This is a genomic window from Paenibacillus glucanolyticus (genome assembly GCF_037333485.1).
In the GTDB taxonomy this organism is placed as follows: domain Bacteria; phylum Bacillota; class Bacilli; order Paenibacillales; family Paenibacillaceae; genus Paenibacillus_AQ; species Paenibacillus_AQ glucanolyticus.
The window spans coordinates 5,121,209-5,148,114 of record NZ_CP147845.1 but is presented as its reverse complement, the minus strand read 5'-3'; the positions used below and the strand labels follow the sequence as shown (position 1 = coordinate 5,148,114).

Sequence of the window (26,906 nt, the reverse complement as noted above, 5' to 3'; positions counted from 1 at the left end):
GTTTGTTTCCGCTTTTTTACATAATGAATAGGAAATTTTATCATTTTTCCGAAATTTAGAAGGTGGAAGGTTTTGCTGCATCGAATAACTCAGTAAAGGTATTCACTCATTATAATGTTTGAGGTGCGTCAATGAGGTCTGGATGGAGAATCGCTGTGTTCCTGATCATCGTTATTGCTTTAAGCCAGGGCTACCCCAGGCTTGTCTTTGCCACCGAAGAAACGGCAGCACGGGCAGCGATTAAAGAGTGGAGAATCCTCTGGTCCGAGTCCGGAGGAATACCGGAGAGTGTACCCGCACATAGGGAAGACTGGACGGAGACTTCAGCTGGTGCTTCAGAGCCATCGAAGCCGCATGCCAAGACATCCGCATGGATTCATATGAAAATTCCTGAGATTACAGCTGCGTCTCCGGGGATTTTGATCGAAAAGCTGCATGGACAGCAGGTTGCAGTTTATGCCGATCATGTGAAGGTTTACGAATCTACAAGAGCGTACAATTATGAGTTGAACCACATCCTGCTTCCTTTGGATAAGGAGCTGCTTGGCAAGGACCTTCACATTTGGCTGGAAACCGCGAGGGATCATGTGACGATTGAAGGTAAGATCCTTGTCGGCGAATATCATGATCTGCTAAACCAGTTTGTTAAGTCGAATTTGGTGGATATCATTCTAGGAAGCGCCTTTGTTTTTATTGCTTTTGTTATGCTGATCTGCGCTATTTTCCTTAACAGAAAATATTTGATTGCCGTATTATCGCTGTCCTTTATTGTTTTATCTGTAGGCATACTTGTTTTTACATACTCCCCGTTTCTTTATACGATTTTTGATGAATATGGACATATCTACACTCACTTATACGACATTTCTTTGTTTATTCTACTCCCTTCGTTCAGTCTCTTTTTTGAAAAAATATTCGGGCTCGGTTGGAAAAATATGCTGCATAAACTCCGTAAATTTCAGGTGGTTTATTCGCTGTTTTGCGGGCTGTTTCTGGTGGTCAATCAATTGGCTTCCAATCAATGGTTTGATTTGTATTATTTCTTTTCCGTGCAAGTCATGGGGTTTGTGATGATCATTCAGTTCATATTGCTGATTGGAAGCTCGATGTTTTATGCCCTCAGGGGCAATAGGGATGCCGTCATTTTCAATGCAGGTTTTGCTGTGTTTGCCGTTATAGGTTTGGGAGAGCTGCTGCAATTTTTCATGACCCGGGGCAGCTACAATCTGTTCCTCTGGAAGTGGGGGATTGTCAGCTTCATTATTGCATTGATTGTTATCCTTGGGCGGCATTTTGCCAAAAATCATGAGCAGATTCTTCAATACTCCAAAGAGCTTGAGATGTTCAACAATGAGCTGCAGCGTTCGGAGAAGATGGAGATCATCAGTGAGCTGGCAGCATCGGTCGCACACGAGGTTCGCAATCCGCTTCAGGTTACGCGGGGGTTCCTGCAGCTGCTTACTGGAAAGGCGGAGGCTGCCGAACGCGAATATTTGGATTTGGCTCTGGTGGAGCTGGACCGTGCTTCCGGTATTATTACGGATTTCTTAACCTTTGCCAAACCGGAATTCGGCAAAGACACGCTGCTTCAGATTTCCGAAGAATTCAAGCATATCGAAGGCATACTTGCCCCTCTCGCCCATCTGCAGGGAGGCAGGATCACTGTGGATATTCCAGAGGATATTACCATTCGGGGAAACTCCTCCAAATTCAAGCAGGCTTTCATCAATATTATCAAGAACAGCATTGAGGCACTGGGAGAAGAAGGGGTGGTTCATATCCGTTGTTACCGGCAGCAGAATCAAGTGTTTATCCATGTTGTTGATAATGGAGAGGGGATGGGGGCGGATGTAATAGCTCGGCTTGGAGAACCTTATTTCTCCAACAAAACCAAAGGAACCGGTCTTGGTTTGATGGTAACATTCCGAATTATCGAGGCGATGGACGGAGATATCTTTTTTACAAGCAGAAAAGGAGTGGGGACGGATGCCATCATTACGCTTCCCGCAGCTTGCGAATGATTCGCCAGAGCTGCGGTAGCGATGGACGGCTGTCGTTCCCACTCTTTTTACCGATAATCGCAAGAAAAACATCTTCTCAACGTGGTTTGTCCTTCTAAGGAAGCACGTTGATTGATGTTTTTCTTGTGAATCTATTTATGAAATTCCCCTGCTGTTATGTAGTCTTTACCAGATGGCTCTTTCTTTGGCTTCAGATTTGATCACGCCCGTTGGATTCGGAGGAATGACCAGATACAGCTCGCCGGGATTTTCTTCAAGAGTTCGAATCTCGATGTGGTCTGGAATCCGTACGCCAAGGACTTCCTTGATGGCGGATTTAGGATCGCTGAGCAATTTTGCCTTAAAGCTAGGATCCTCCCAGGCTTTTTGAATCAATTGTGTTTGAAAGATGGCTTCTGTCGTCATTAGAATCACCCTTTCAAATAAATTGGTTATTTTTTACTCTTAAAGAATACCATGGAATAAATATAAAATCTATTATTTTTTGTTCAGTATAGACAAATAATAGTTTAACCCGCCAAACGAAAGTGTTTTTTTACTGTTTTCGATATTTTCCGCCTCGACATGAAGTTCATCTACAATCGTTTGGTGGAACGACATGAGATGAGGGGCGTCGATCTCTATCGTTAAGAGATGAGCGTGAGTTGCTGCAGCAATCTCTGCATAGGGCTTCAGTATATTGTGGATATAGAGTGCTTCTTGTACTTCCGATAGCGTCAGAGGCGCATCACTTGGCATCCCTTGTTCAGATTTAATGAGCGACAACAGGCAATTGTAGCTGCCATCGGCAAGATCCTGCTTCCAATCGGTCCAGTCGTCCATCATTTGCAAGGTCAGCAAGACATGATTCATGGCGTCATTTGTACGGGGGATCAGATCGGCCTGATCAGAGAGCAGCAATGCGGCGGTACTGCCGAGTTTGACCGGTGCCGCTTTTTTGGCAACCAGGATCGGATTGTCCTTAAAGTAATCATCTCCAGTCTCATGCATGACACCTTCCGACCATTCTCGCGTGTATGTTTTGAGATAGGACCAAAAGCTGGATTCAGCTGGGAAGTATGGCTGATAGGATGTTAGAAATTCATAATACAACAGGTTGGCAAGGGCGAGATGGTGTTTTGGATCTATCGGAGACTGACTGTCATGGGGTGAATCCATTATGTCATCTTGAATGAAGTAGTATAACATGCCGATGATGTTAGCGGTTGAGAGACGACGATATACATCGCCGGGGAGTGCGGTCAGTTCTTTCATCCAGAAGGGAAGAAGATAACAAATGTAATTTTTGGAACTATCCTGCTCGAATACATCAAATTTCTTCAAATACGATAGTCCGATCTCGTTCAGGGGAGCAGGTAACTCCCCTAGCCTTGCTTCGCACGCTGAGAATGCTGCAGCAAGATCGTCCTCGAATGGTTTGAACCAATTCATGGGATCACCAACCTATTCAATTTTTAAAGTACAAAGTGCTTACTTGCTATATTAGCATGAATGAAACATTAGTTAAATATTACCAGTCTGGAATTTGGACAAATGTGGAACTTTCCCGCCAGTATAGGGTTTTGGTCAAATATGTATTTTGGTTACAATGTTTGATTATGGCGGCTGGCGTTTAAGTTAGGAATGTACAGCGATAACCGAAAATGACAAACCAGGAGGTAATTCATATGACTCAGAAAATTGTTGGAGCCTTTAGGACGGAACAAGAAGCAACCCGGGCTATTGAGGAGCTAAAGCGGCAAGGATTCGGAGCCGATGAAATCTCTGTCATTGCTAAAGATCGAGGTGAATCTTCCAATATTCAGGAGGAGACAGGCACCAAGGCACCTGAAGGGCTGGCTTCCGGAGCAGCAACGGGTGGTGTGCTGGGCGGTGTAACCGGATTGCTTGCTGGATTAGGTGCATTGGCCATTCCGGGCATTGGGCCAATTATCGCCGCGGGTCCTATCGCAGCAACCCTTACAGGAGCTGCCGTAGGAGCCGGCGCGGGTGGATTGGTTGGCGGCTTGATTGGTCTGGGTATTCCGGAAGAGCAAGCAGAGGAGTATGGAGGATACGTGAACGAAGGCCATATTCTGGTGATGGTGGATGCGGATGAATCCAATGGCGGCCGGGTATATGATATATTTCGGAGTCACAGCGCGCTGAATGAGCATCATTACCGTGAAGAAGGCACATACAGCGGAACAGGCGCTCCGGTGGATTCCCGTTCCGAAGCAGCGGCTGCTACCGAGGATGCCGTTCCGGATCCTAACCTGTATCAAGGCTATGGTGATGGCAACGGCGGTGCGGTGAGTCCTGATATTGTAAGTCCGGATCGGGAAGAAACAAGAAAGAGACGATAAGTACTATCTCTATGTATATGTGATACAGGATAACAAAAACCGCCCGGTTCCCCGGGCGGTTTGCTTGTGCGCGATAATCTGCATTCTTGTAATATTTCTTCCGTGTTATTGATTATCGCTTGCTGCGTTGTGCTCGCGTTTCCCTCGGCCCATGTCCCGGTCCGCCGGGACCAGGTCCATGTCCGGGTCCACCGGGACCAGGTCCATGTCCAGGTCCGCCCGGATGCCACGGGCCGGGTCCAGGTCCATGTCCAGGTCCGCCCGGATGCCAAGGCCCCGGCCCAGGTCCATGCCCAGGTCCGCCCGGATGCCACGGCCCCGGCCCAGGATATCCAGGTCCGCCGCCCGGATAACCTGGAGGGAATGGTGGATAAGGATAGATTGGATAATACGGTGGATAGTATGGATAAGGATAGTACGGATATCCGGGGATCAGACCCGGGATACCAAGGCTTGTTTGGGTTTGAAGTCCTCTTTTATGATGGTGACTCAAGCCATGCACCTCTTTCTATCAGGTAGGTTACCTCATCCTATGTAGAAGCGGAGAAGAAGGGCACTTATCTAGTCAAAAATAGGCGGACGGCCATTCGTCAGGTGGGGTGTACACATGTGAATCATTATACGTGGAGGCCTGTTAATAACAGGTGTGTAGCGCACCTAAGACTCTTAATTGAAAAAAAAGGCACATATGCTCTTCCCCCATAAGAGGAAGGAACATGTGCACCTTCATATAAAACGCTAAATATATTGAAGACCTGCTGTATACGGAAGAGGTATAGGGTCAAAGGTTACGCTCCCGTTCGTCCGATATGATGACTCCGGATCAAACAAGAGCGAGAGCAGTCCCTCATCATCGAGCACCAATGCTTCATTGTTCAGCGTCAGGCGGTACGGACCATGTTCGCCCTCTGCTTGAATTAAACCATCGGGCAGCAGAGGCGCCAATTGGCGAAGCAATCGGGGGCCGCTGACCAGATACACGGTTCCGTCATTTCGTATATTTTCAGGTGTGACACCAGCAGATTGGATGAGTGCAGCGAGCTCGTTATCCTGCCATGGCAGAGGAACGGTCAGCTCTGTGAGATTGAAGGACTGGATAGCGCCTGCTATCAACAGTGCAGCTGCTTCAGGGCTTCCGCCCCATTCCACAAGGGTGGATTCTCTGGAAGGAGTCATGACGGTTCCTGGTACGGCAATAATCGCAAATGCAGTCAATACGCCGCCTTCTTCAGCCACAAGCACCTGCTGTTCCAGGCGGATCACGTTGGAGTATGCACTTGCATCAAGCAGTTTGTTAAGCTCTGAGGCAGTGGTAACATATCCAGCATCTCGCTGCTCCATCAGTCGGTGCACATCGAACAGATCCTGTGGCTGCATAGCCCGGATGTTCACCTGTTTACCGGTTGCCGTGCGTAATGGCTCTATGACGGCCGGAGATAGACGGAACCGGTATGCCCGGCCGAACAAACGGCTGCCTGCCCGGGTATATAGGGATCGGCCGCCAGAGATCAGAATTAAGGATGCTGCTGAAGCTTCGGCATGGTGGATGCATTGTTCCAGAAGTGTGCCGGCAAGTCGCTGACCCCGATAGTCGGGATCTGTACAAACGGAGCCGATGGAATAAATGTTTAGCTTCGCACCACGAATTTGTATGGAAAAAGGTACAAATCCCATAAAGGAAACCAGTTTGTCTTGATCCCAGGCTCCGTAAGAATGGCTGATGCCCGGCGAGAATATCGGAGGGAAAGATACTCCCATAGAAGGCTGTTCGGGCTGCTTAAGAAAAATACGGTCGGACAGTTCAACTGCATGATGTAACTGATCGCCTTTCATAATAGAAATGTTCACTCGATTGAGACCTCCCTATGCATGTCGCTAATTACCAGTATAAAGTCATTGGGTGCGAAATTTCCAGTAAACGTTTGCTTCCCGTCAGAATTGGGTTTCCAAGGCACATTCCAACTGCCTTGATGCGGAAAGAACATGTTATTAGGGTAATATAGTTTAACTTGATCTGACACCGGAGGGATGAGCTTGCCAAGTTTTGTTGATTCCATGATTCTGCTATGCGGCGCTTTGCTTCTGACAAGCGTCCTGACCACAAAGTTCTCTTCCCGTTTCGGTATGCCTGCCCTGGTGCTGTTTATCGCAATTGGCATGATTCTCAGCCGATTCATCTATTACGATAATGCGGAGCTTACGCAGCTGGTCGGAATATTTGCTCTGATCGTTATTTTGTTTCAAGGAGGGATGCAGACCGATTTCAAAGAGATCAAACCGGTGCTTGGACCCGCTGTTTCCCTTGCAACGATTGGGGTTTTACTGACCACCGTTGTCGTTGGAGTATGCGCAGCCTTTATTCTGGATATTTCCTTAAAAGAGGGACTATTAATCGGAGCGATTGTAGGCTCGACGGATGCAGCTGCCGTATTCTCGGTTCTAGGCGGAACGAATCTGAAGAGGCGGATTCGGATGACACTGGAAGCGGAATCCGGAAGCAATGATCCGATGGCGGTTTTTTTAACCGTGTCGTTAATCGAATGGATAGAACGTCCGGAGATGAATTTGCTCGGTCTGATTTTTTCTTTTGTCATGGAGATGGGGCTCGGTTTGGTCGTGGGTGTGCTCTTGGGAATGCTGGCTGTATATGTAATTAACCGCATCAATTTTGATTCCTCTGGCTTGTACCCCGTTACGGCATTGGGGTTTGCCGTGATGACTTATGCATCCGCCGCCTGGCTCGGAGCCAGCGGATTGCTGGCTGTATACGTCATGGCGCTGCTGCTTGGCAATGCCGAGTTGACTTACCGCAAGACGATTCAAGCATTTAATCAGGGATTTGCCTGGATGATGCAGATCGTGATGTTTGTGCTACTGGGACTTCTTGTGTTCCCAAATGAGCTGTCGGGGATTGTATGGGAAGGGCTGCTGTTGTCTCTGATTCTAATATTCATTGCCCGGCCGATTGGCGTGTTCGCCAGCTTGCTGTTCACCAAGTTTGCCGTGCGTGAGAAGATATTGATATCATGGGCCGGACTCCGCGGAGCTGTGCCGATCGTGCTGGCTACATATCCTGTTCTGGCGGGAGTCCAGCAGGGGGAGCTGTTTTTTAATGTGGTTTTCTTTGTTGTGCTGACCTCCGCGGTAATTCAGGGCACGACAATTTCCCCTCTAACCCAGAAGCTTTCATTGGTGGAGAGAGACAAGGCCAAAGCTCCGTCTTTATTGGAGTTAATGGCGCTGGGCAAAGCAGATTCCGAGATTAACCACATCGTTGTGGACGGGGAGATGCCCATTATCGGTAAGGAGATTCAGGAGCTGGGTCTGCCGGATGACATCCTGTTTACGGCCATAATTCGGCAGAAGCGTATTATTACGCCCAAAGGCAATACTGTAATTGAGGCCGGGGACACTTTATATGTGATGAATTCAAAACAAAAGCGAAAGGAAATGAAGGCCATACTGGGATTATCGTAAGCGTTGTGAGGTTAGGCCATATGATGCCTGTCACTGCAGGCGGATGGAAAAATAAATTAGGATAGAGTATAAATAGCTGGGGATTTCTTCATCCTATCTTCATCTGATAAGTTTCGATATCCTTTGCAAATGAGAGAGTAATCTGGTATGATTAATACAAGGATTTAGAATAAGTCTAAATACAATAAAAGGAGACGATATAGATGAGTAACTTAACCCATAATACGCAAGGAACTACAACGGATGAACTTCAGCAGATTTTGAATACACAGGTAGCCAACTGGAGCCTGCTTGGCGTTAAGCTGCACCATCATCACTGGTTTGTCAAAGGTCCCCAATTCTATGTGCTGCATGAGAAGTTTGAGGAGTTGTACAACGCAGCGGCAGGTTATGTAGATGAGCTGGCAGAACGGATGCTGGCCATTGGCGCCAAACCGGCAGCAACGATGTCACAGTACTTGAAACTCGCCACACTTCAGGAAGCTTCGAATGAGAAGAGTGCCGAGCAGATGGTGGGTCAGCTGGTTGCAGATTTCGAGCAGCTTGCCGTGGAACTGAAAGCCGGAATCGATGCAGCCAATCAAGAGGGTGACGATGCTACTGCTGATCTGTTGACTGGTATGGTGAGCGATGTTCAGAAGCATACCTGGATGCTGAACGCATACTTAGGGAAATAAAATGATCCAGGTGTAACATGGCATAGACTGAAGAATAGAGGAGAGAGGTTAACCTGAATAAGGGGTTGGCCTCTTTTTTTTGCGAATACTGATAAGAGAATTTTAAATTTGTTGCGTCTTTTTGGCGTTTTGCTGCGTATACACCCTATAGTTATTTTTAATAGTGGGTAGAGGAGATAGTGAGAATGACGGAGATGGAATCACGGCAACAGCTGGAGTCGCAGCTTCAAGAGATATTGAAATGGGAGAAAGAGCAGAAGGATGTCATGTTCTGGGAGAAGCTCGGAAGAATTCCCTTTATGCTGCTGGATCGCCTCACCCCCAAGGCAGTTCAAGAGAAAATCGGCAGTGCCCTGAATGAGGTTGGCGGATTTATTCAGAACGGTGGAAAGCATCTTGTTCGCGAGAAGACGGTGTTGAACGTACTGGCTCAAACCGCGGGATTGGATGTTTCGGAGGCAGCTTCCAGCTCATCCGTGAAATCCGATCACAGGAAATCGGCTAGCGAGTTTGAGGACGGGGATGAGAAAAGGACGGGGACAGAGGAGCTGACTCTGGCATCTGCCGCAGCATTGCCACTCCACGTGATGGATACCGCTGCGGATACGCTAACAGTCAAGCGTGTCAAATTCGCCGCAGCGCAAGGGGCAGCAACGGGAATCGGCGGCGTGTTTACGATCGCTGCAGATCTGCCGATGGTGCTGGGTCAGTCGCTCAAGGTGCTGCAGGAGATGGCACTCTGCTACGGTTATGATCCGAACGATCCGCGGGAGCGGGTGTTCATTGTAAAATGCTTGCAATTCTCATCCGCAGACATCGTGGGGAAGAAGGCCGTGCTTGAAGAGCTTGCCCGTTTTGATGAGGAGCAGGCGACGGAGCAGGTATTCTCCCAACTGCAGGGCTGGCGTGAAGTGGTCCTGTCCTATACCGACAACTTCGGAATGAAAAAGCTGTTTCAGCTGATTCCGATTGCCGGAATCGTATTTGGATCGATCAGCAATAAGGGGACCATCAGCGATGTGGCCGAAGCCGGAAAAATGCTCTACAAGAAGCGCCGTCTTAGCTGCCGCCTGCGGAATATGGAATCTTCCTTGTAGGTATATATTCGATTATTCTTGTGACAAAAAGGGTTGCCCGCTTATCGTGCTTGGGCAGCCCTTTTTTTGGTACATATTGAATTTTCACAAGCAGCATTCTAACGGTTATCCACTGTCTCCGGATATAAGTCGTGGTTCATCAGGCGGTTTGCAGCGATGTCTTCGTATTTGGTTCCCGGACGACCGTAATTGCAATACGGATCGATGGAAATGCCGCCGCGCGGGGTAAATTTGCCCCACACTTCGATGTATCTCGGATCCATCAGTTTGATGAGGTCATTCATGATGATGTTCATGCAGTCCTCATGGAAATCGCCATGGTTGCGGAAGCTGAACAGATACAGCTTCAGAGACTTGCTCTCGACCATTTTGATATCCGGAATATAGCTGATGTAGATGGTCGCAAAGTCCGGCTGGCCTGTAATCGGGCACAGGCTGGTAAATTCGGGGCAGTTGAATTTGACGAAGTAATCCCGGTAGGCATGTTTGTTGTCAAAGCTCTCCAGAATGCTGGGATCATATTCAAATGTATATTTAGTGCCTTGGTTGCCGAGCAGGGTAACGTCTTGCATCTCTTCTTTTTTTCTTCCAGCCATGAACGAAAACTCCTTATCACTATTTGTATTCTTCATCTTAATCAAGCTGATACTTACAGACGGTTATACTCCGCGCTTATTCCCCCATACGAGCGTGTGCAATTGCGGCAATACACGCACATCGTTCAAGCGGTCGGATAACATGACAGCCTCAACAAGCTGCTCATACCGATCCAGCAGATGCGAGACAAGCGTGGTTGTATCGCCAGTGCCTACATCGGGGTTGCCGGTCTGCAGGTAGAATGGCACATTCGGATAACGTTCGTGCACCGTCTCCGCATAAGCCAGATCGTGATCGTCAAACACCACAACCTTCAGGCTGAAGGATCTGCCGGGCGGACGTCCGGACAAGCGGGAGATGATATCATCCAGCTTGCCCCAGTCCGTAGCCATTCCGGAGCTTGGCGGCTTCGGCGAAATGGTGACTTCGTCAACCTCGTTCAGCCAATCCTGCCAGCGTGAACCCTGTGTCTCCACGGCAACGGTGATTCCATGCCGATGCAATTCATTCACAAGGGAGCCAAGCTGGGAGAGAAGAGCAGGATTCCCGCCGGAGAGCGTGACGTGATCAAAGCGCTCTCCGCCCAAGCGATAGAGCTCCTGCCAGATGTCGTCCGCACTCATGTGCGAAATGGAATCCTTGGCGGACCCGTCCCACGTAAAGGCGGAATCGCACCAGGAGCAGCGATAGTCGCAGCCTGCCGTACGTACGAACATCGTCTTGCGGCCTACGACCATGCCTTCACCTTGAACGGTGGGACCGAAGATTTCCATGACGGGAATCGGCCGGTCCACCGTTGCGGCGGCGGCGGAGCCGCGGCCCGGATCGTTCGCGGTTGTAACATGCTGATCATTCATGGATCATCCACTCCCGTCTGACCTCGGCGTAGCTGGTCGGCGTCTCGAACAGGCGAACGAATTCGGTTCGTGTGCCTTGTTGCTCGTGCGACTCTTTGCTGCGGAGGGCGTCCTCCATTTTTTCAAACAGCCAGACCACCATGTTTTCCGCTGTTGTGTTCATTGGCGGTAGGGTCTCGTTTAAGTAACGGTGATCCAGATAAGGTTCGATATCCGTTTTCCAGCAATCTTTAATGTCGCCAAAGTCCACGGTAATACCGACTTCATTGGGAATACCGCTGATACCAAAGACCACTTTGTACGTGTGGCCGTGCAGGTTCTTGCACTTTCCTTCATAACAATGCAGATGATGGGCAGCATCAAAGGTAAACTCTTTCGAGACAAGCACCCGCTTCCGGTGGTAACGCAGGCTTCCGGCATCGATGTCTTCTCCAAGCTTCTGCAGGTGCTCTACAATGCGGAAAGTCCCGGGCTCGCGGCTCATACCAGGCGCCCCCCTTCAGATACACGGTTACGGCGCAACATATAGTTGTCGAGACCGGCTTTTCTTAATTTGCATGCAGGGCATTCCCCGCAGCCGTCTCCCTTGATGCCGTTGTAGCAGGTTAACGTGTGGTCACGAACGTATTCCAGTGCGTTCATCTGGTCGGCAAGCTCCCAGGTTTCCGATTTGTCGAGCCACATCAGCGGCGTATGAATGACAAACGGGTAGTCCATGGCTAAGTTCAGTGTAACGTTGAGTGATTTAATAAAGCTGTCCCGGCAATCGGGATAACCGCTGAAATCCGTCTCACACACGCCTGTGATCAGATGTTTGGCTCCGGCGCCCTTGGCAAGCACAGCGGCAAAGCTGAGGAACAACAGGTTCCGTCCATCCACAAAAGTGGTCGGCAAGCCGTCACCTTCTGCGATTTCAATATCGCTCCGTGTCAGCGCGTTGGGTGCCAGCTGATTGAGCAGGCTCATATCGAGCACCGTCTGCTTCACGCCTTGCTCCTTGGCAATCTGTGCAGCACATTCTATTTCGAGTTTATGGCGTTGGCCATAATCAAAGGTTACAGTCTCGACTTCGGCAAAGCGTTCCTTCCCCCAGAACAGGCAGGTGGTGCTGTCTTGGCCACCGCTGAAAACAACAACCGCTTTTTCATTTTTAAGCATAAAAAAACCTCTCATCCTTCATAAATTAAGAGCAGCCGAAGGCTGATCCCGTAGAAGAAAGAGAAGTTCATTGAACTGAATCCGTAAAAAAACAAGCCTTATTCTTAGGGTTTACACCGAATAAGACACGATAGTTTTTTATAGAGGGAGTTCACGAACCTCTCCCATACACCGTTAACGGGGCATGGATTGTCTTCTGTTGTCCTTGCGACCGCTTCTGGTTGAATATCCTGCGGCTCTAACTACGCCTTCCATTATAGCACGGCCTGATTATTTGATAAACACTCCGCCGAAGGGAATTGCTTCCCGTAAAAACCGCTTAATTATTCCTTCGTCGTTAAGTTCGTTAACGAGCCGCTGATTCTGGCGTCCCGCCTGAAACAAGACATACCCGTCACCGGTCAGCTTCCAATGGTAGTTCATATGCTGGCTTGCCAGATGATTGCCGTAAACGGTCAGGTCCAGCTTAGCTGCTTCGGGATATGCGATGATGCTCCCGGCGTCTACGTACAACGGTTCGGTGGGATGCAGCTTGACTTTGCAGACAGGACCCTGGGTCAAGATGCCGATGCTGCCATTTCCGGAAAACTTCATCTTAATGGCATCCCGCGTTACCAGCATGTTCTTGATCTTTAGTATCCGTGTCTGCATCGTAACTTGTTTGGTATAAAAGAAAACATGCCGAAAATCATAAAGCATGTCCTGTTCACCTTCCAGCTGAATCTCATGCATGTTAAAGCCAGGGGGAAGTGCTGCCGTGAATTGGCTTGGACCGGCAATGTCGGCACGAATCCATTTTTTCTTGCGATAGATACCCTTCACATTCATCAGACGATCGCTGCGCCCGGAGGAGGGACCACGATAGGCAACGATCTGCTCAGGATGCAGAACATGGACTGTGTCTCCGTCAGTCAGGGAGAAGGTCACCGCTTGTCCGGCTCCGCTGCCCGCTGCATCTTCCATTCGGATAATCAAGGCCGCGCCTCCTTTGTTCTGTATGGTCTATAGGATATGGATGGTGTAAGAGATATGGAGCTTGTCCTATTTCAAGCGGTTTGTCCGGCGCATACCGAATCGAAGGACACGTATGATAACAAAGTATCCGGCAGCTAAGGCCACGGCGGTTATGGCTACCGTCTTCAAGCGTTCGGCTCCCCTTTTGCGCGCGGCTTCCGCCTCTTGCAGCTGACCTACCATTTGGGTCAATTGCTGATTCTGCTCCGAAAGATTGGAGTTCTGTTCTGCCAGATTTACATTTTGCTGCTGCAGCTGCTCGGACGCGATTCTTGCTTTATCAAGTTCTTGCAAAGCCTGGTTATAGTTGTTCTTGAGCTGATTGATTTCTTCAGGCAGTCCGGAGAATTGCTGGATATTATCATACAGATTGTTGAAATAATTGGCGCTGACTGTTTTGCCTCCGGCTGGCAACGAGATCCCTGCCACCAGCAGCAAGAGTGAAAGTCGGATCAGCTTGGATTTTGTCGGCTTGCGCATGAGGGATCACCACCATTCGATTAATTATAGTAAATACGAATCAGATTCCGACAGGTTTCTATTAATATATTACCCACTTTCGTGGCAGATGTGAATCTATCCGCCGGCTGAGCTGTTTAACTTGTTCTTATGGAGGGTAATGAATTCAGGCAAGCGCAATGAAGTGATCCCATACGAGATTTTTCATAAATGAATGAACAGATAAAAAGGAGAAGACGATCATGATGAATGACAATAACGTGAAAAAAATTATGATTACAGTGAACGGAAAGCCGGTAGGCAACGGTTTGTTAATCGATAAAGTAACCTATGCCCCGATTCAACGTGCGGGAGGCGATATGGGGGACATCAAGTCGGTTTCCCTCTCCAGAGCAGCAGCAATAGGGTGATAGAATCTCCATTTCACGAAGAGTAAAAGATTTCCTTGTCAAAAAAGTGACAAATAAAAAAATATCCAAAAGACCGCAGCGAATAGGGCTGTGGTCTTTTTTTGTCGTAAACACAATCAGAACATATGTTCCGTGACAGTAAGATGTCCATCTGTATTGGTACATTATTAGAAGAAGAGGAAAGAGGTGGATGTGTTGCAGTCAGGCTTGTATTCGGATTTTACATGGAGCCACAGCCATGTATCAGCTGGCGGCACTAGTCAAGTCTTTCTGCTGATCGAGTGGAGGGCTGGTGTCCTAAGGCCAAAAACGCAGTCCAAAGGCTTTAATCAGCATATTGCTGAAGAAGTCCAGCTGCATCTTCAGTTGGGTGAGCGCGTCCAATTGGTACATATGTATGGGTGTCAAGGTGAGGTATTAAATGATCGTAATATTTCGTTGTCTTTAGGCTCTTTATTCGAAGGAAAATCCAAACAATTGCTTCTAGAACTAAGCGTGGGCTCCCGGTCATCCGGTGTGTATCCCATTATTACCGCTTTATGGACTTATGTAGATGTTCTGAAGCAGAAGGTCGTATTGCAGCCTTCCCGCACGATCCCGCTTCAATTCAGCAATCATACGGCATTGAAATATCGAAATCCAGATTATCGTGTTGAGAAGGTCCTGAAGTTATACCAGAATGCATCGATACTGGAGCAAGCAAGAGGCGAGCTGGAACAGGGCAATTTGGCTGAAGGGGAAGATCTGATTCGTAGACAGGCAGATGAGATGCTTGTATATGCAACCCGATTTCGGGATGCGGATTATTTGAAGGAGGCAGAGGCCCTTTATAAACTAAGTAGTTTGTATATGGATACATATCGGCAATCCCAGTCTGGAAATGCGAACAGCAAAAGGGACTTTAGACTTAAAAATTAACCGGTAATTGAGAATCTTTATATAAAAAAGGAAAAATGATTTCAGGGTCGAATGTACTACTTAGCAGTCAAGAAATATATGTCTAATTTACTAGAAAGATAGGGAGAATGCCATATGACAGACCGACTGATCCGACTAATGAGAATCATTACCCTTGTACAAGCAAGACCTGGGATCCTGGCTAGAGAGCTTGCCGAACGTTGTGGAACGAGTGAGAGAACCATTTATCGGGATATGGATGCCCTCAGTGCCATGCATATTCCCATTACTCATCAAGGCCGAGGACGCGGCTACACATTTATTGGACACTTTGCCATGTACCCGCTTGGATTGACGGAAGACGAGGTGCAAGCATTATTTAAACTGCTGTCCGTATTGGAGGATATCAAGCCAATGCTGCCTGAGGAATTTGAAAGCGCTTATGAGAAAGTGTTGGCGGCTGTATATAAGCAAACTGCAGAAAAAGCCGAATTTCAGGCAGGGGACCGGGATGAGTCCTCCCCGAATCTGTAACGACACCGCTAGGTGTAACCATTAAACCTCGATCGAGAGCACATATTTTTATGTGGCTGTCGTTCGAGGTTTTATCATATCTAGGCATGACCAGAGACACGAATCAGCCGTCACGTGCGAAGATGCGAATGTATCTAGTAGAACAGAATCAGGATAGGAATATTATACCAATACCTCAGGATTTATGATAAACTAACTACAATTTCTCTTCTCAATACAAAAATGTAATTATTGTGTAATTGTGAGAGATGACGGCTGATGTCCCTAAGCAAGGGCGTAGGAAGGAGATATGAAGCAATTTCATAGGTTTTATTCTACTACTTGTATTTAGGAGGATCGTTATGAAGAAAATCTCGATTAGTGTATTAACGGCAATTTCTGTCTTACTAGCAAGTTTGGCCTTGAACCCGGTGGAGGCTGCGCAAGCAGATGCCAGTGTTGAAGAGAAAGCGGAATCCCGAGAGACTGTTAATAAAAATTTCAGGGATATTCAAGGACACTGGGCTCAAGCTGCGATTAATGATGCGATCCAACGCGGTTATGTTGATGGTTATCCGGACGGAAGGTTTCTGCCGAATCATCAGGTCTCCAGAGCAGAATTTATAAAAATGGCTGTGTCAGCCATGGACATCGAGCTGGGTTCCTCAAGTTCAGGCTCTTGGTATACTCCGTATGTTAAAGCGGCCGAGTCGGCAGGTATATATAAGGCTGGGGATTTTGCCAACAATCAGCTCACGCAGCGCATGACGCGCGAAGAGATGTCCAAGCTTGCGGTAAAGGCTTTGGGATACAAGGATGTGGAAGACAAGCAGTGGATGTACCTTGCATCCAAAGATGGCATCATATCGGGCACTGCTCCAGGGGCGATCTCGCCACAGGGAACTACCACAAGAGCTCAGGCCATCGTGGTCATTGAGAGATTGCTTCAAGTCAAGAATGGCAAGGAACTTCCCGTTGATAAATATGCCGTAGCCGCAGCAGAAGTTTATTGGCATAAGACAAATATTTTCTCGGTGGCACCGGAGATTTTTAATGGGCCGGATAATAACAATAAAAATGTTGGTATTGATTCATGGAAGATGTCTAAGTTGCAGTTCGGTGCAACGGATGGTTCCGTTGTTGCTCAAGTAGATGAGCTTATTGCAATTGACTGGAATGATCCTAAAGATCCGAACCGCAAACTGTTACCAAGTAGAGATAAGTTGGTTTGGGTTTTTGGAGCGAAGTCTAATGTATTTACAGATGACTTGCAGGCTTACGTTATTATTTTAAAATCTCACTATTTAGTAAATAAACAACCTAAGTCATATCCAATTGATCGATTGAGTTTAAATATTTTGGGATATAACGGTAAGCCCAATGGTTCTAATTTGAATATACCTTATCCGATTGAATCAAAAGATCCCAAAAGACAGGTAAATGGTCTAGTTATTCCAAAAACAGGGTTTAGCACAAGGGGTAATTTGAATGTTATAGTGGAGACTATAGCGGCTGGAGCACGGGTTTACCAAAGTACTCTTTCTAGATCGATTCTAATCAGATAAGGAGATTAGAATCATGATAAAGAAGAACCCGAAGTATTATATTATACTAATTAATCTCTGTTTGATATTCTTGCTATCTTGCTATATACCTATTGTACAAACAGTATTTGCAGCCAACGATGTTACTCAGGACGTTAGCTATGAATTTATAGTAGATTCTAAAGATTATGATTATAGCGGTTATAAGTTTTCAGCAAAAAATGAATTAGAAACGCAAAGAATTACTGTAAATGCGCCTGCAGGAAAGGTAATTAAAAAACTTGAATGGGTCAATAAAGCAACCAATACACCAATTAGATCAATTAACGGTTTTACTCCAGGTTCAACGACTTGGGCTGGGAAGGATACCTTGAGCGGAACAAAATTGAACGTGAGGTCTCAAGGGAATACCAATTATGGAGGAGTATATTATTGGGATAGATGGTCTGTGAGCGATGCTGGAAATGGCTACGGACAGCTTTGGAAGGCTTCTAGTACCACAGGATTGATTATGGACAACAGTGATCCGAGATGTAACGTTAGTGTGGAGAAAGAAACTATTCAAGGACGTCAACTGCCTAAATACCCAGGGTGCACAGATCCCAAACTAGAGGCAAAAATCAATCGTACGGAAGCCTTTTTAATACTCGAACCAGGTAACCCTTTAAGCGGTACATGGATTCGTGGTAGTGCGATATCCGATCAATTAAGAGCATCTAATATAGAAATAGATTTTAGAACATTAATTCCAGATGTTCATGGAACAGCTGGCAGAACAGACCCGAGTACTGTCGGGGGAGAAGTCGCAAAGGTAGAAAATAATAATAGCGATCTAGATGTGATAGTTATTCACTTTTCTCAGACTTTCAACAACGACACCTATAATCGATATTGGGCTAATCCTGGAGCCAAACAAGTTTGGTACTTCTCGAAATTTTTCGTAGACTTTGATTCCTATACATATATGTACAAAGACAAACTCCTTCGAGCTACCTTCGCTGATGGAACATCAAGCTTAGAGATCACTGGACCGACATGTGTAGCACCAGCCGGTACGATCCAGCTTACCGCGAAATTAACGAAGATAGATGGTAGTACATACAATCTGCAAAGGCACGACAAGCTGACATGGCGAAGTTCGGATAGCAGCGTCATGTCCGTCAGCGCTTCAGGTGCAGTTACAGCCGTGGCGGCAACAGGACAAGCTACGATTACAGCTCACTTTAAGGATGCGGCTCAGGCTTTGGATGAATCGGACGATGCCACAATCCAGGTTGGGACAGGCTCCTCTTGCGGGAATAACGGAGGGGTAGATCCAGGTGGTCCACCTAATACTTGCGGGATTCAAATTGGTACGGCGAGTAAAGGGACCGTATCATCACATACGGTTATGGACCCTGTGGCAACCGGGGTAGTGAAAGCTGACGATCGGGACTCCGAGAAGTTTGATGTGCTGGACGGGATACCTACTTCTGAATCCTTGTACGTGAACGTATTTGGACTCAATTATTTATACCAGAATCAATGGGCCAACATGACCGGGGAAATCACCTATACGGTTCCCGTGAAGAAGACCTATATTCTAACCTGGACCATACCGGGAACGCCCAGCACAGGACCGAATGACCCCGGTACGCCGGACGAACCGATGGAAGAAGAAGTCCCGGTAGAAGAACAAGTCACGATAACCCGGCCGTATTCATATTGGCAAATCGATAATCTGGAAGTCTACAGGCTAGCCAGATCATCCGTCAGCAATTACGCCTTACCTGGCGGTACGGTTAATCTGACTCCTGCCGGCTACACACCCCCTGTTCTTACATCTGAACACAACGCGAGTGTGGACGATCATGTGGAGCCTGCTTCCTGTGAAGAAGTTGACTTGGGTACGGAGACCGTTTCCGGCGGCTCGAGCAGACCTTCTGTACCAACCCCGGATTTTACTTCGGCAGCCGAATCGGCAGTAGGCCAAAATCAGGTCAAGAACGACCGTGTCCTGTTTAACGGGTCTACTGTCATGAGTGACAGCTGGGCTCAGGGAACCGCACCGACACCAGGAATAATACCTCCGGCAACAACGATCCAAAGGGATGTCCTGTACGGCAAAAATTATCTCATCAGCAGTACGCTGTTGAATAAGGCAAATACCACGAGTACAGGCACGATTGATTATGAACTCATACCTGGAAATATCAATGGCGGCTCCAATAAAACATATCCTGTCAACGCCATCAATACGGTCACCGTGCATACCCCTGTCGTCAACTACGCCTCCGTGACGGATGATCAGGCGCATAACCAGAAGACAACGCCGAATCCGAACCGCTCGGCCTTCATCCTGGATCGGCCATTTACGGTCCGCATTCCGACTTCGGGCCAGCACCGGAACATTCACGGATACGGAGACCGTGACTATGCCAAGTATGTAAGATCGAAGCAGGTATATTTTCCGTTCGATGTTTACAGCAGTGACAAGAGCATCTTTTATCCAAAGGGCACCTGGATCACAATCCCGACACCGCAGTTGGATACGGAATTTTTCCTGCCGGTCTGGGTGGATGAAGGGAATTATGAGGTATACTTCCGTACGATTGCGGAGAACGCCCCGACCGATTTTACGACACAGCCCGGTGCAAACCTTGATCTGGCCCATCATGTGGCTACCGATATGGAGCCGGTTGATGTGATCGGGCGCGTATATGATTTTCACATCACAGATGTTGCCGACTATAACTGGGAGACTGTCTTCCGCAAGCAAAAGGGGAATGCCGCACCAAGCGGCGTATCCTACTGGACAGGACTGCGCGACATTGACGGCGGAGTACGCGGGAATGTGATGCCCTACACACTTCCCATCGCACCGGGTAAGCATCCAGTGCAGGGATATAAGAATGCAGCAGTGAAGACAGGCTACCATTTCAGTGCGACACGTTACTCTATAAGTGCCTAATGGTATGAAAAGAGTGGGTTCTTATCAAATAAAAAGAATAACAACTGATTATTCGAAGGAAGGAATGAAAGCCTTCATGTTGAGCTTAAACTTCCTACCTAATACTCCTACAAGCAGAAACAAGAGATAGCTTGTCTCTGTTTGAAGCTAGGTGAAGTCGGCTGAATCGGGCCTAAGTTTCTCTTTGAGAAATATGGTCTGAAATAGGTCGGGGTGCTGAAAAGCGCGTCATGGTGAGAATGTTACACAAGTAACTGACCAAGCGATGAATGTACGGGTCTAGAGGTATAACAATTCGAAAGAATTGTGCTGCACTAGCAGCGTAAACTACCGAAAAGTAAGATTTGAAGTTATGAAATTCGGGATACCTAACAAAGAGGGTATAAGGTTTACAGGCTTATAGTCGCCACCTAAAACGCGCATGGATAGCTAGAATAATCGGAACGTGGAAAGCAAGAGACATTTATACAACTCCGTTGTTAAACCTCTATCAAGGGAATGGTTCATGGCAACATGATTTACTCTTGTGAGAGTAGGGGCACAGTACCTATGAAAGAATGGAAACATTCCGGAGGGATAGCCCCAAGCCTTATAAATTTAAGTTAAATTACTCAAGTTGCAGATGATCGGTCAGGTAAGAAAGTGGGAAACAACTTTTCAAGGAGTTGTCCACAATCATCACATATTTGCGATACGCTGAATACTACGGGATGCAATCGATCTTTGATACTCTTTACCTTAAAAGTAAAGAAGGTTGCTCGTTTAACAGGCTATATGAACTGATTACTTCTGATAATAATATACTTCTAGCCTATCGAATGATTAAAAGCAACAAAGGATCAAAGACTCAAGGCACTGATCAATTTAGCATTGATGATTTCAATAGCTACAGTCAGGATGAATTCATCAATACGATTCGTAAAACACTTGATCACTATAAACCGAAACTAGTCAGACGTGTCTTCATCCCGAAACCCAATGGCGATAAACGACCATTAGGTATTCCTAGTATGCTGGACAGATTAATACAGCAAATGGTCAAGCAAGTTTTAGAACCTATCTGTGAAGCAAAGTTTTATAAGCATAGTTATGGATTCAGGCCTCTAAGAAGCACGCATCATGCAAAGTCAAGATGCGATACATTAATTAACAACGCCCAACTCCACTTTGTTGTTGATATCGATATAAAAGGCTTCTTTGATAACGTAAACCATACACTGCTTCTTAAACAACTTTGGAATATAGGGATTAAAGACCGGAGAGTACTGGCCATTATAGGAAAAATGTTGAAGGCACCCATTGAAAAGGAAGGAATACCTCGTAAAGGTACACCGCAAGGTGGAATTCTCTCTCCCTTATTATCCAACATAGTACTTAATGACTTGGATCACTGGGTTGCAGGGCAATGGGAAAATTTTAAAACCAAACATCCTTACACACAAAGAAATAAATATGCCGCCCTGAAGAGGACAAAACTCAAAGAGGGCTTTATCGTAAGGTATGCTGATGACTTTAAGATCTTTGCCAGAACCTCACAAGACGCCTATAAATGGTACCATGCAGTAAAACAATACCTTAAAGAACGACTTAAACTAGATGTCTCTCCAGAGAAATCAATGGTCATAAATCTGCGCAAGAAATCATCCAATTTCTTGGGCTTTAAGTTTAAGGCCGTTCCTAAAGGCAAAAAGCATGTTGCTCATAGTTTCATCTCTGATAAGAAGAAGGATCAGATCAAGAAACGAATAAATAAATTGATCACTGAAATTAAGCTATCTCCTACTCCAAAAACGATCTCACAATGGAATAGCTTTGTCCTTGGCCTACATAACTATTTCAAATTCGCATCACATGTAAGCATGGACTTTCAGGAAATTGCCTTTCGCAAAAGTCGATTTATGTTCAATCGTCTCAAATCCATCAGTAGATACGGAAGACCAAAACGGCCGCCTCCAACATACTCTAAGTTTTATAAAAATAATAATAAAACTTGGGAGGTTGCAGGAACGCTACTCTTCCCTTTACAGGACATTTCTAAAAGTAAACCACTAAACTTCAGCCAGGAATCAACCCCGTATAATGCTGAAGCCAGAGAAAGCATTCACGTAAATCTCAAGTTTCACGTCCAAGTAGAGTTATCGAAACTAATTCGATCGGACGTCTGGGATAGGACTCTTGAATATTCCGACAATCGGCTTTCAAGGTACTCAGGAGTTCAGGGATTATGCGAAGTCACGGGTTTATTCTTACAGGCAGAAGAGGTTCATTGTCATCACTACGAACCTCTATCCCTGGGTGGCACAGATAAGTACAATAACCTATGCATTATTCACAGCGATGTACACAGGTTAGTACATGCCACAGAAGATAAAACGATTGAACATTACAAAAGTATCCTACAACTTACCGACGCTATGATTGATAAAATCAATCTCTATCGCAAAGCATGTAAACTTGTGAGCATATAACTTTAGCATATAAGGTGGAACGCCGTGTGCGGTGAAAATTGCATGCACGGTGTGGAGGAGGGGAAAAGGTGGAGATAATATCAAACCCTTACCTATTCCAATAATTCGATTTGAAGACCAAGGGCAATATGTTTGGCACCCAAGATGGCATTTCGATCACACCGAGTTTTTATTATGTAAATAAAGATGGCAGCGGACGCCAGGAGGTTGACTTGTATTATCACAGCGGGAACCGGAAGTTCATTCGCATCGGTTCGCCGCAGGATACGGAGAAGCGGTACGTTGTTTTGAATGAAAGGCTGCGCCATGTTCCGCAAGACGAACTGCAGGATACCGCCGCTTATCTGTATAACCATGGCGGTGCCCCGGCGGGGATGAGTGCAGCGACCTATGCGAAGCAGTATATGGAGAAAATTAGCAAGAGCAAAACCTGGGTGGGAAGGCTGGATTGGATGCTGCTTCCTTCCGGCATACGAACACTGATCGGGCCCAAGGCAGGTTTACCTGCCTCCGTTGACACCGAGCGTGCCAACGCTGCCATTCAGCGCTGGTACGGTGAATACAGTCTGCCTGCCGACGTATATGTCGTGAAGAAGGGAACCGATTTGGCGGCGTACGGACGGGCGAATCGTCTGGATGAGAAATCGGCGATATTCCTGAAAAAAGGGTATATTGTGGTGAATTTCAACCTGGAGACGATCCGAAACGGCAATACGGCCAAGCCGCATTTGCAATACATTCATGGCCCACTCATGAATCAGTGGCAGCTCGAAGGGTATAGCAATACACATACGGATCCCTACGGGAAGAGATTCAACCTGACAGACGGGGATGTTGTATTCTATCATGCGGATCAGTCCAGTAAAGGAGATTTCAAATCTCAGGTTCCTCACTGATCCAACCCACACTTCAATAACATCTAAAAACCAGCCATTGCCCGATTTCTCTGGGCAGCGGCTGGTTTTTATGCTGTTCCACTGATGAAAATTCATTCCCTTCACAGGTTACCGCTGCATTGAGGTGAACGACCTGTGAAGCATGGCTGTATGCTCTCATCCAATTTGCAGGATTTCCCCCTCCTATAGGAAGCGAATGGACCATAACAGGCATCGCATTCAGTCCCTTTTTCAATACGGGGGCCATCCCGCATTGTCATACAGATAGCGGACAAAAGCCATCGGATTGCGGTATGAGTTTTTCCACGCTTCTCCCATACCTGCCTCCAGGAAGCCATACCGTTGATCGCAGCCGTTGCATTCAATGAAATAGAGTCTTTCATCTTCCGTGATGCCAATGTCCAGTCCAAAATCGGCTGCATATGGAATAAACAAGGACAGGATGCGGGCGATATGCAGAGAAAATTCGGAGATACGCTCAAGGGTAGCTCCTACAGGTGCATGAGGCATACAGCGGGTCAGTATATCAGGCACCTGATAGGCTGAGCCTCCTTGAGCAATGTTGGAGACAAAGGTTTGGGGCGGTGAGGTTTTGGCGAACATGCCAGCAATCTCCCAGCCGCCGCTGCCTCCCCGCTGCACAGTGACCCTGATGTCAAAAGGACGTCCCCTGTATTCTGCCAGGGGGATTCGCTGCTGCGCTAGAAAGGGCGCGCGCCTGATCCTCTGGTATATCAGAGGATGAAGTCTCCCTTCAGCCAACGCTACCGTTCTCCAGCCTCTTGCAGAAGGCAAGGAACGGGAATAGGTCAGATGGGTGCGTCCAGGGCTCCTTTTTAACCGCATAATCCCAACTCCGACACTTCCGCTGCACGGCTTTAAGACGAGGTCACCGTGCTGACTCAGCATGGACCGAATCGAGAGAGGAGTAGCTTTTACCGTATGGGGCAAGGCGTGGGCCAATTCAGGATCCTGCTCCAGCACATGGTGAATCTTGTCTTTACCATAGCGGGTGCGCCCGTTAAACACATAGATTCCTTGTTGAATCAGGTGATCGATCAGCTTGAGTTCACGTCTGTTGTATATGGCTCGCATATGGATCGCACGGGGAATGGGAATATGCACTTTGGTGTATCCGGATGAAATCGGGATGTATCCTGTCACCTTTCCGGTATCCCGTGAAATATGATGAATGGTAAAAAAACAAGGAACCAGCCCGTACATGGCAGCGGCTTCTTCATAGTTAGCCAGTGATTCAGTGCCGATTCTCCCGCTGGAAATTCTGCGATACGTGTTGTTGTTGAGCAGAATGCCGACAAATTCCGGATGCATGGTCATCCTCCTTGTTACCATAGATCATGTAGTCTTTGTACCACATCGTATGCATAAGGAAGATTGTCCCGGATGGACGGGTGTCGCCCGTGGTTGGCCTATTCTTTATTATTAATATTAGTCACCAACAGCCCCTTATCCGGTATATGTTAAGGTATTAGGCCATACAAATGACGGAGGAGTGCGCCTTTTTGGAGACAGCATACAAACACGACGGCTATAGAGCCAGGGTCTCCTTTGAAATCAATCAGCAGAGGTTTTTTCATATAGCTAAGTTGTGAGAAGGGTGTGGAGTTATGAGTTTGCGGAAGGTGGCGGTTGTGACGCCGGGGTCGTTTGTTATTCCATCGGGGAGGAGCAGCTCCGTGGAGCGTGTGGTGGAGCAGACCATTCCCTTGGCACAGGAAGCCATGGATGTGCGCATATTCGGAGTGTTGGGAAAAGGGCTTCCGTCCAAGGACGCGATCAACGGTGTACCGTGTTATCGACTTCCGTCTGGAGCGAACTACTATCCTTCCTTGCTGCGCAGGCTTCAAAAATGGAGACCGGATATTATCGAAGTGCACAATCGGCCGCTGCTAGCCCAGCGCCTGAAGATGCATCTTCCTGATGTGAAGACAGTACTCAATCTCCATTCCAATACCTTCGTCACGCCTCCGTACATGAGTGAACAGCGGTTTGGGAACATTGCTCGCTGGATGGACGGGATTGTAGTCAACAGCCGTTTTCTACTGGAGGATATTACGACCAGGCATCCGTGGCTGTCGGATAAAATCACGATTAATCACCTCGGGGTTAGCCTTGAGCATTTTACCCCGCCCTTCAGCCCGGCTGCCAAGGCATTGAAGGAAGCAAGGCTTGCTCAGCACGGATGGAGCGGGCGGCGCATTCTCCTGTTTGCCGGACGGCTCATACCCGATAAAGGCGTTCACCACTTAATTGAAACACTGCCACAGATCATTGACAAGCATCCGGACGTGCTGCTGCTCATTATCGGGAGCGCAGCTTACGGCTCGGACCGGGAAACCGCTTATGTAAGGGAATTAAAAAGGGCTGCCAGGCCGTATCAGCAGTGGGTGTGCTTCCGCCCCTTTGTGCCTTATCCGGCTATAGCCGACTGGTACACGCTGGCGGATATCGTGGCTGTTCCATCTGCGCCCAGAGAGGCTTTTGGACTGGTCAACGTTGAGGCAATGGCGGCAGGCGTACCGGTTATCGCATCAAGCGCAGGAGGCATTCCGGAAATTGTAGAGAATGGGGTGACGGGTTACTTGGTTCAAAGCGATGATTTTCCTACCGGGCTTGCAGAGCGGATCAACAATCTGCTTCAGGACGAAAATCTTCGCAGACAGATCGGAATGGCTGGCCGTGAAACGGTGCGGCAGCGGTTCAGATGGAACCACACAGCAGAGCGCTGGGTCCATCTGATGCAGACCATCTGATGGAAACCGAGGGGACTGTGGCAGGAGCCCCCCTTGCCGAATAGGATGAAGTAACGATTAGAAGCAGAGGAGAGAGCCGACAGTGAACAAAGCCAGAAGGATCACCAGGGGAAGAGGGAAGAGATCGTACCGGCGATATCCTGGCCGTCTCAAAACATCCACGTTCAGAACGAGCGCGGATCATGGTGGAAGCGAATATGCCCTGGCCGATGATACGATCGGCGCCGCTCATCTTCGGCATCGCAGCGTAAGGAGTGAGGCGATTGAAGACTATTCCGTGTACAGCATTCATCTGTCCCCTGAATCGATTACTTCTTCTAAAATTGCAATCCATTCGGTGGATGTGGATCATTTGAACTTTAATCCGGTGCAAGGGACAACTGACAGGCCGTTAATGCAGCAGTTCGGCAATATACCGTTCGTGTTTCCGGAAGACGTGGACGACATCGATGTTGCCGTATCGCTTCAGTCTCCCTATGCCGACGCAAACTATGCGATGGTGGTATCGTGCAGCGATCCGGCATTTCAGGCGGGGGTTAGGTCACGGAACGAACTTCAGGCGGTAGTTGGCATTACAAGAAACGAAGGCAGTCAGCTAGCTGCCGGGTGGGTGTCGTGGATAGCGGTAGGCGGACATTAGGAGTGAAAAAAAGGCGGGGAGGAAACTCCCCGCCCTTTTTGTGTGTACAGGTAGCAGATGGGGGATGAGCATGGCGCATAACCGTACATATGCCGTTACGGTGAGTGAGAGC

24 protein-coding genes, 1 pseudogene and 1 riboswitch are annotated in these 26,906 nt (G+C 47.5%); of the genes and pseudogenes, 15 read left to right on the top strand and 10 right to left on the bottom strand.

From position 1 onward, the window contains the following. The first annotated feature begins 131 nt into the window (after nucleotides 1-131). Entirely contained in the window at nucleotides 132-2,021 is a 1,890-nt protein-coding gene (locus WDY75_RS24215; protein ID WP_197477101.1) for a sensor histidine kinase, read from the top strand. A 165-nt stretch (nucleotides 2,022-2,186) separates the two neighbouring features. Here WDY75_RS24215 and WDY75_RS24210 read toward each other — a convergent pair whose 3' ends face one another. Continuing rightward, nucleotides 2,187-2,426 carry an NHLP leader peptide family RiPP precursor gene (locus tag WDY75_RS24210; RefSeq protein ID WP_006208688.1) on the bottom strand — a complete coding sequence of 80 codons (240 nt, stop codon included), beginning with the start codon at nucleotides 2,424-2,426 and terminating at the stop codon, nucleotides 2,187-2,189. A 72-nt stretch (nucleotides 2,427-2,498) separates the two neighbouring features. Continuing rightward, nucleotides 2,499-3,452 (bottom strand): class 1 isoprenoid biosynthesis enzyme, encoded by a 954-nt coding sequence (locus WDY75_RS24205; RefSeq protein ID WP_036641303.1) that lies wholly within the window; start codon nucleotides 3,450-3,452, stop codon nucleotides 2,499-2,501. A gap of 236 nt (nucleotides 3,453-3,688) precedes the next feature. Here WDY75_RS24205 and WDY75_RS24200 point away from each other — a divergent pair, with 236 nt between their 5' ends. Both WDY75_RS24200 and WDY75_RS24195 read left to right on the top strand, forming a co-directional pair. Next, nucleotides 3,689-4,366, top strand: coding sequence for a general stress protein (locus tag WDY75_RS24200; protein ID WP_063478827.1), 678 nt, complete (start codon nucleotides 3,689-3,691; stop codon nucleotides 4,364-4,366). Nucleotides 4,367-4,432: 66 nt separating this feature from the next. Further along, a complete protein-coding gene (locus WDY75_RS24195; protein ID WP_156515047.1) occupies nucleotides 4,433-4,885 on the top strand; it encodes a hypothetical protein in 453 nt (150 codons plus the stop codon). A gap of 219 nt (nucleotides 4,886-5,104) precedes the next feature. Here the strand turns inward: WDY75_RS24195 and WDY75_RS24190 are convergent, their stop codons facing one another. Beyond that, on the bottom strand, nucleotides 5,105-6,214 hold the full coding sequence (locus WDY75_RS24190) for a GNAT family N-acetyltransferase (RefSeq protein ID WP_063478828.1): 1,110 nt from the start codon (nucleotides 6,212-6,214) through the stop codon (nucleotides 5,105-5,107). A 180-nt stretch (nucleotides 6,215-6,394) separates the two neighbouring features. Between WDY75_RS24190 and WDY75_RS24185 the strand changes: the two genes are divergently transcribed. The 3 genes from WDY75_RS24185 to WDY75_RS24175 all read left to right on the top strand — a co-directional run bounded on the left by WDY75_RS24185 (nucleotide 6,395) and on the right by WDY75_RS24175 (nucleotide 9,617). Next, nucleotides 6,395-7,843 (top strand): potassium/proton antiporter, encoded by a 1,449-nt coding sequence (locus tag WDY75_RS24185; RefSeq protein WP_040680340.1) that lies wholly within the window; start codon nucleotides 6,395-6,397, stop codon nucleotides 7,841-7,843. Between the two features lie 203 nt (nucleotides 7,844-8,046). Then, complete coding sequence (locus WDY75_RS24180) at nucleotides 8,047-8,520, top strand: Dps family protein (RefSeq protein WP_063478829.1); 474 nt, start codon at nucleotides 8,047-8,049, stop codon at nucleotides 8,518-8,520. Between the two features lie 185 nt (nucleotides 8,521-8,705). Further along, entirely contained in the window at nucleotides 8,706-9,617 is a 912-nt protein-coding gene (locus WDY75_RS24175) for an EcsC family protein (RefSeq protein ID WP_006208695.1), read from the top strand. Nucleotides 9,618-9,715: 98 nt separating this feature from the next. On the opposite strand, the gene queF is transcribed toward WDY75_RS24175, so the two are convergent. The 6 genes from queF to WDY75_RS24145 form a co-directional block, all read right to left on the bottom strand. Beyond that, nucleotides 9,716-10,213, bottom strand: a complete 498-nt coding sequence (gene queF / locus WDY75_RS24170; RefSeq protein WP_036641315.1) for a preQ(1) synthase — start codon at nucleotides 10,211-10,213, stop codon at nucleotides 9,716-9,718. A 63-nt stretch (nucleotides 10,214-10,276) separates the two neighbouring features. Next, nucleotides 10,277-11,071, bottom strand: a complete 795-nt coding sequence (gene queE / locus WDY75_RS24165; RefSeq protein ID WP_063478830.1) for a 7-carboxy-7-deazaguanine synthase QueE — start codon at nucleotides 11,069-11,071, stop codon at nucleotides 10,277-10,279. After that, nucleotides 11,064-11,555 carry a 6-carboxytetrahydropterin synthase QueD gene (gene queD / locus WDY75_RS24160; protein ID WP_063478831.1) on the bottom strand — a complete coding sequence of 164 codons (492 nt, stop codon included), beginning with the start codon at nucleotides 11,553-11,555 and terminating at the stop codon, nucleotides 11,064-11,066. Before queD ends, queE begins: the two co-directional genes overlap by 8 nt. Continuing rightward, on the bottom strand, nucleotides 11,552-12,229 hold the full coding sequence (gene queC / locus WDY75_RS24155) for a 7-cyano-7-deazaguanine synthase QueC (protein ID WP_063478832.1): 678 nt from the start codon (nucleotides 12,227-12,229) through the stop codon (nucleotides 11,552-11,554). The genes queD and queC overlap by 4 nt, the downstream gene beginning before the upstream one ends. Nucleotides 12,230-12,360: 131 nt before the next feature. After that, nucleotides 12,361-12,392: riboswitch (PreQ1 riboswitch) on the bottom strand. 107 nt (nucleotides 12,393-12,499) lie between these two features. Further along, nucleotides 12,500-13,204 (bottom strand): AIM24 family protein, encoded by a 705-nt coding sequence (locus WDY75_RS24150; RefSeq protein ID WP_006208700.1) that lies wholly within the window; start codon nucleotides 13,202-13,204, stop codon nucleotides 12,500-12,502. A gap of 66 nt (nucleotides 13,205-13,270) precedes the next feature. Beyond that, nucleotides 13,271-13,723 (bottom strand): hypothetical protein, encoded by a 453-nt coding sequence (locus WDY75_RS24145; protein WP_006208701.1) that lies wholly within the window; start codon nucleotides 13,721-13,723, stop codon nucleotides 13,271-13,273. Nucleotides 13,724-13,944: 221 nt separating this feature from the next. Here WDY75_RS24145 and WDY75_RS24140 point away from each other — a divergent pair, with 221 nt between their 5' ends. The 7 genes and pseudogenes from WDY75_RS24140 to WDY75_RS24110 all read left to right on the top strand — a co-directional run. Then, complete coding sequence (locus WDY75_RS24140) at nucleotides 13,945-14,112, top strand: hypothetical protein (RefSeq protein WP_006208702.1); 168 nt, start codon at nucleotides 13,945-13,947, stop codon at nucleotides 14,110-14,112. A 186-nt stretch (nucleotides 14,113-14,298) separates the two neighbouring features. Beyond that, a complete protein-coding gene (locus tag WDY75_RS24135) occupies nucleotides 14,299-15,030 on the top strand; it encodes a hypothetical protein (protein WP_063478833.1) in 732 nt (243 codons plus the stop codon). 114 nt (nucleotides 15,031-15,144) lie between these two features. Next, nucleotides 15,145-15,543 carry a helix-turn-helix transcriptional regulator gene (locus WDY75_RS24130; RefSeq protein ID WP_006208704.1) on the top strand — a complete coding sequence of 133 codons (399 nt, stop codon included), beginning with the start codon at nucleotides 15,145-15,147 and terminating at the stop codon, nucleotides 15,541-15,543. 341 nt (nucleotides 15,544-15,884) lie between these two features. After that, nucleotides 15,885-17,087 (top strand): S-layer homology domain-containing protein, encoded by a 1,203-nt coding sequence (locus WDY75_RS24125; RefSeq protein WP_063478834.1) that lies wholly within the window; start codon nucleotides 15,885-15,887, stop codon nucleotides 17,085-17,087. Nucleotides 17,088-18,030: 943 nt separating this feature from the next. Beyond that, nucleotides 18,031-20,016 carry a DUF5704 domain-containing protein gene (locus WDY75_RS24120; RefSeq protein WP_231888028.1) on the top strand — a complete coding sequence of 662 codons (1,986 nt, stop codon included), beginning with the start codon at nucleotides 18,031-18,033 and terminating at the stop codon, nucleotides 20,014-20,016. 710 nt (nucleotides 20,017-20,726) lie between these two features. Then, a complete protein-coding gene (gene ltrA, locus WDY75_RS24115; protein WP_152828223.1) occupies nucleotides 20,727-22,484 on the top strand; it encodes a group II intron reverse transcriptase/maturase in 1,758 nt (585 codons plus the stop codon). A 104-nt stretch (nucleotides 22,485-22,588) separates the two neighbouring features. Further along, nucleotides 22,589-23,380, top strand: a pseudogene (locus WDY75_RS24110) (hypothetical protein); the annotation flags it as partial. A gap of 231 nt (nucleotides 23,381-23,611) precedes the next feature. Here the strand turns inward: WDY75_RS24110 and WDY75_RS24105 are convergent. Then, the gene (locus tag WDY75_RS24105; RefSeq protein ID WP_063478835.1) at nucleotides 23,612-24,712 is read right to left on the bottom strand and encodes a YheC/YheD family protein; all 1,101 of its coding nucleotides are present in this window, start codon (nucleotides 24,710-24,712) and stop codon (nucleotides 23,612-23,614) included. 296 nt (nucleotides 24,713-25,008) lie between these two features. Here WDY75_RS24105 and WDY75_RS24100 point away from each other — a divergent pair, with 296 nt between their 5' ends. Continuing rightward, nucleotides 25,009-26,154, top strand: coding sequence for a glycosyltransferase family 4 protein (locus tag WDY75_RS24100; RefSeq protein WP_063478836.1), 1,146 nt, complete (start codon nucleotides 25,009-25,011; stop codon nucleotides 26,152-26,154). Nucleotides 26,155-26,236: 82 nt separating this feature from the next. Then, entirely contained in the window at nucleotides 26,237-26,794 is a 558-nt protein-coding gene (locus tag WDY75_RS24095) for a WIAG-tail domain (RefSeq protein WP_036641327.1), read from the top strand. Nucleotides 26,795-26,906 lie beyond the last annotated feature (112 nt).